This window comes from Clostridium sp. UBA5119, from assembly GCF_002414285.1.
Lineage (GTDB): Bacteria > Bacillota > Clostridia > Clostridiales > Clostridiaceae > Clostridium_J > Clostridium_J sulfidigenes.
In genome coordinates this window covers 1-5973 of record NZ_DHYX01000105.1, presented here as the reverse complement: position 1 = coordinate 5973, position 5973 = coordinate 1, and the positions used below count along the sequence as shown (strand labels likewise).

5 protein-coding genes and 1 pseudogene are annotated in these 5973 nt (G+C 29.2%); all 6 read right to left on the bottom strand.

Going from position 1 to position 5973, the window contains the following annotated elements; genetic code table 11:
* Window positions 1–703, bottom strand: a pseudogene (locus tag B2671_RS16155) (hypothetical protein); the annotation flags it as partial.
* Between the two features lie 192 nt (window positions 704–895).
* Window positions 896–1630, bottom strand: a complete 735-nt coding sequence (locus B2671_RS16150) for an ABC transporter ATP-binding protein (protein WP_346871322.1) — start codon at window positions 1628–1630, stop codon at window positions 896–898.
* 21 nt (window positions 1631–1651) lie between these two features.
* Window positions 1652–2557: a glycine betaine ABC transporter substrate-binding protein gene (locus B2671_RS16145; protein ID WP_346871321.1), complete on the bottom strand. Its 906-nt coding sequence runs from the start codon at window positions 2555–2557 to the stop codon at window positions 1652–1654.
* A 3-nt stretch (window positions 2558–2560) separates the two neighbouring features.
* Entirely contained in the window at window positions 2561–3202 is a 642-nt protein-coding gene (locus tag B2671_RS16140) for an ABC transporter permease (protein WP_346871320.1), read from the bottom strand.
* Between the two features lie 186 nt (window positions 3203–3388).
* Window positions 3389–4612, bottom strand: coding sequence for an MFS transporter (locus B2671_RS16135; protein ID WP_346871319.1), 1224 nt, complete (start codon window positions 4610–4612; stop codon window positions 3389–3391).
* A gap of 87 nt (window positions 4613–4699) precedes the next feature.
* The gene (locus tag B2671_RS16130; RefSeq protein WP_346871318.1) at window positions 4700–5914 is read right to left on the bottom strand and encodes an MFS transporter; all 1215 of its coding nucleotides are present in this window, start codon (window positions 5912–5914) and stop codon (window positions 4700–4702) included.
* Between the last annotated feature and the right edge of the window lie 59 nt (window positions 5915–5973).

Genomic DNA, 5973 nt, shown 5'->3' with positions numbered 1-5973 from the left:
TGGATCTAAGTTTTGATCTGGATAGAACTTAGGAACTGGAGCTCTGTCAAATATCTCACATGGGTCTTCTTCTGGCTCTTCTTCGCATAACTCTTTAGGAACTGGACAGTAGTCATACGCAGGTATAAGTAATTGTACAATAAGCTCGCATTTTACAATAATGTAGTAACCTAAAGTAATATCTAAAACATCATCTCCATTTAGATCTTGTAGTAACTCACCGTCTAGAGCTTCAGCAACCATCTCAAGTTTAATAATATTGGAATCTAAATCTTCAGCTTGTTGAACNNGAATCAGGGCAGTAGAACTTCCCAATTACATCAGTTCTATTAATTTCATATAGTTCACTTTTGGTAATACCATTACAATCAATGTAATCAGCACAGAAAGAAATCACATAATTAAGAACTATTTTTTTGAAGCCACATTTCCCTTTAACTGGAATCTTATCTACAGAAATCAGTGTCACATCGAAATCTCTACTTCCAATGTATCTCTTGGGATCAATAAGTGGGTCGCTTCTTAATTCACAATCTGTTGTATTGGTGTCAGGACCTTCCCCATATACAAGGCATCTTTTAATTAAACATTGGTCAAAAATTTTAGGAACTTCAATACAAACTAATTCTGAAGGATCAGGTAAACGTCCTTGCTTATTTACAAGGCCTGGGCGTGGTATAAATTTCTTAAAGTTAATGGACATAGATTCTCCTCCTTTTTGAAAAAATATAATAATGTTTATCTATTTAATACTTTCAATACATCATATGCTGTAAGAGAATATTGGTGATAAATAAACAAATTAAAAATGCAAAAAAAAATTGCCACCATATAAATTTTGTGGTTACAATTTTTTATATATTGTATATTTATTTCTAAGTTAATATTAAATAATCTATCCTTTACCAATTAATTTTTTTACGAAATCAGTTTTAGGATTTTCTATTATTTCAGCTGGCGGTCCAATTTGTATTATTTTCCCATTATCCATAACAAGCACTCTAGTTCCAAGTTTTAATGCTTCTTTGATATCATGAGTAATAAATACAATGGTTACATTAAACTCTTTATAAATACGTAAGATTTCTTCTTGCAATAACTTTCTAGTTATTTCATCAACTGCACCAAAGGGTTCATCCATAAGTAATATCTCTGGTGACGCAGCTAGAGCTCTTGCAAGACCAATTCTTTGACGCTGTCCCCCTGAAAGTTCACTTGGATAACGATCTAACATATCTTCACTTAATCCAACAACTTTTATTAGCTTTTCAACTTTGGACTCTATCTTTCTTTTATCATCTTTCTTTATTAGATTAGGTACATAAGAAATATTTTTCCTTATGTTCATATGTGGAAATAATCCAACTCCTTGGATAACATACCCAACTCTTCGTCTAAGTTCAATTTGATTCACCCTCGATATATCCTGTCCATTTACATGGATCTTTCCATCCTCTGGTGTAAGTAAACCATTTATCAGTTTTAATACTGTAGTTTTACCACAACCTGAACTACCTATTATCGTTAAAAATTCTCCTTTACTTATATTTAAATTGAAATCATTTAATATTAAGTTTTTGCCATATGCCTTTGACACACTTTCAAAATGTATAACATCTTGTTTTTCCATACATTTCTCCCTCTGATATAATTATTTTAATAATCCTTTATTAATTAGAAATTCTTTTGCCACTTCTCTTTCGTCAAGGCCATTTCCCTCAACTTTATTATTTAATTCCGACATTTCTTTATTAGTTAATATGTTTTCCATTTTCACTAGAACTGCTTCCAATTCTGGATGTTTCCTAAGGATCTCTTCACGTACAACAGTTCCGCAATAATAAGTTTGGTAGAAGTTTTTATCATCTTTAAGCACTACTATATCTGAATTTGCAAGTTGACCATCTGTTGTGAATATATTCATTACATCAATTTCTTTAGAATTTATAGCTTTATATTTAAGACCAATATCCATATCTAATGCTTTTTTAAACTTTAATCCATAAGTGGAGCATAATGCATCATATCCATCTTCTCTTTCATAAAAATCATATTCAGCTCCAAATATAAGCTCTTGCGAATATGCTCCAAGATCAGAATAAGTTTTAATATTATACTTGTCTGCAATATCTTTCCTTATTACTAAGCCATAGGTATTATTAAATCCATATAAACTAATCCACTTTAAATTGTACTTACTTTCATATTTCTCTCTAAGCTCCTTAAATAAAGTTTCATCATCCGGAATTTCCTCTTCTTTTAGTACAAAACTCCAACCAGTTCCAGTATATTCTGGGTAAAGATCAAAATCACCCTTTACAATGGCAGGGTGAATATTACTTGTGCCGCCGCCTACTCCTTTAGTAATTTCAGTCTTTAAATCAGTATTATCTTCGATAAGCAATGCTATTATCTCACCCAAGATGAATTGTTCAGTCATTGGTTTTGTTGCTATCTTAATGGTTTTGCTTTTACTTGAACAACCCACCATAAAAGCTACGAAAATAAATAACACTAATAGAGAAAATTTTTTACAATATTTTTTTAAATTTTTCATAAATTATAATACCCTCCATTTTCTTTTAATATTTTTTTCAATACTTCCAATAATAAAATCAAATACCAATGCTAGTAAAGCTATTAATAAACTTCCTGCAATAGTCATGGTTTTATTATTGGTAGTTATACCTCTATAAATAGCCACCCCAAGCCCACCTGCCCCAATAAATGAAGCAATGCCGGCAAGCGCAATTGTCATAACTATCATATTTCTAATCCCTGATAATATCACTGCAGTAGCAAGAGGAAGTTTAATTTTATATAATATTTCAAAAGGTGTACTACCCATTCCTTTTGCAGACTCAATTATGGAAGGATCTATATTTTCTATCCCTGTATATGTATTTCTAACCATTGGTAAAAGTGCATAAATGGTAAGGGTTATTACTGCTGTAGCATTTCCAATACCTGAAAAAGGAATTAAAAAACCTAGAAGCGATATAGATGGAATTGTATAAACAAAATTTGTTATACCAAGAATAAATGGGGATGTCTTTTTATACTCACTAATAAAAACTCCTAATATTAACCCTATTACTGCCGCTATTAATATAGATATTCCTGAAATTTTCAAGTGTTCCATTGTTAGCTCTAAGAAAAATTGCCACCTATCAATATATAATAGAAATATTTCTTTTATCATTTCAACCTCCCCTAATTTTATTTATTATCATTAATATAAATTTAAATACACTAATAAAAAACTCTCCTTTTTTATACATATTCCTCAAAAAAGAAAAAATTCTCTAAAAATATCTTTTAGAAAATTTCAAAATCTTATATTTCATTTAGTAACTAATAAAATATTTTATTAATATACTTAACTACTTTATGTTATACAGGCTTTTTTACATAATATTAAATAAATAACTGAAACTAAAATTGAAACTATTAATAAACCTAGAAATAATAATGACTTATTTAATCCATAAATATATGCAGAAATTATTGGGCCAAGTGCATATCCAAATGCTTCAAAGGCACCTACAACTCCAAATACAATTCCTTTTATATTATCATTATCACCAAATTCTGAAAGCAAACTTTGTAGAGCTGCATTTAAAAACGTAGCTCCCAGGAAGTATATTACAATTATTATAGTAAATACAATTAATCCTCTTACAAAATATAACCCTAATAATGTTGCACTCATAACCATAAAAGAAATAAGTAATTGCTTTTTATTCCCTATCTTATCACTTATCCAACCAGCTATAGGTGCACCAAAACCAAATACAAATAAATACAGTGATATTATTGTTGAGGTATATCCAACTGAAGCTCCTAATACCTGTTGACCATAAAAAGGAAAAACACAGACTATGCATCCAAATATGAAATCTCCTAAAAATGCAATAGATCCTAATAATATAATTTTACACCCAAGTTTGTATTTTCTAATATCATTGAAAATAACTTTAACTCTATTATTAAAGTTAATGCCTTTCTTCATAGGTTTATTTTTTTTTGTTACTCCACTAGATTTTTTTATTTTTAAAACTGCAAATACAACTGAAAAAAATATTCCGATTGACGCTATATAAAATACTATATTGTAGTTATTATATTTTGAAATAATAAATCCACCTACTGCTGCCCCTATTCCACCACCAAGTGTAAAAACTGCAGATGCTAACCCTGTACATTCCCCTCTCTTTTCCTCATCTAGCGACCTAGATAATATTGAAAACGTAGCTGGAGCAGCCATTCCAAGTATTGCTCCTTGTACTATGTATATAGTGCTAGCTAAGATTTGAGTATTCGCAATAGTATAGAAGAAAGGTATAAAAGTCATTATGCTTAAAGCTATTATTAACAATAACTTATCTCCTATTACATCAGATGCCATACCAAAAGGTATTTGTGCTAAAGCTTTACTTACTCCATATAAAGACATTACTGTACCAATAATTACAGTACTAATTCCTATAGAATCAAAGAAAAGCGGTATTATTGGAATCATAAAACTATAGCTAACACCAAAAATAAATCTCAAATTACAAAACTGTCTAAGTTCTTTTTTATGAAATAAAACATTATTTTTAATATCCATAAATAACTCCTATAATATTTTACTAATATTATAGGCTATTATAAATATAGTATACCCCTTAAATGATTTTTATCTCTTATCTTAAGGCTATATATGAGCTTTTTTATATAGAAATAAATAAATAACTGAAACTAAAATTGAAACTACTAATAACCCAACAAACAACCACGACTTATTTAACTGATATATACACGCTGAAACTAGTGGCCCAAGGGAATATCCCACTGATTCAGATGCTCCAACAATGCCAAATATAATGCCTTTTATTTTTAGGTTATCACCAAATTCTGAAAGTGAACTTTGTAATGCTGCATTTAGGAATGTAGCTCCTAAAAAATACATAATTATTATCATGGTAAAAATAATTATATCTCTTGTAAAAGCTAATCCTAATAATGTGATATTCATAGCATTAAAAGAAATAAATAACTGTCTTCTATTTCCTATTTTATCACTTACCCACCCAGCAATAGGTGCTCCTAATCCAAAAACAAGTAAATAAATTGATATTATTGCAGAAGTATATACCGTTGATGTACCTAAAACATCTTGTCCATAAAAATGGAAAAGAGCAACAATACATCCATATATAAAATCACCCAAAAATGCAATAGCTCCCAATACTATAATTTTATATTTAAGATTATATCTTTTTATTTCTTCAGCTACTGCTTTGATTCTACTACTATTTTTATTTGTATTAAATCTAAATTTAACCGGTGGTAAATTAGTTTTACCTATTTGTAAGCCAACGTATATAAACGTAATTAGTATTCCAACTGATGATATATAAAAAACCATATTATAACTTACTAATTTTGCTACAATATATCCACCAATGGCTGCACCAACTCCACCACCAAGTGTAAAAACTGCAGAAGCTAATCCTGTACTCTCACCTCTTTTCCTTCTATCTAAGGATCTTGATAATATGGAAAAAGTTGAGGGGGCAGCCATACCAAGTATTGCTCCTTGTATTACATATATACAACTAGCTAATACGTGATTATTAGTTAAAGTATAAGCAAAAGGAATAAAAGTCATTAATATTAATGCTAGCATTAGTGTTAATTTGTCACCAATTATATCAGATATAATTCCAAAAGGTATTTGAGTTAATGTTTTACTTATTCCATATAAAGACATTACCGTTCCAATGGCTAGAGTAGTGATTCCAATTGAGTCAAATAAAAGTGGTATGGTAGGAATCATGAGACTATAACTAATTCCGAAAATGAATCTATAAATACAAAAATTGTGTAATTCCTTTTTTTTAAAAAAAACATTATTTCTAACATTCATATATATCTCCTATAATATAGTATTTATAAAATCAGTATTTACTTTAATATATTCAAGAA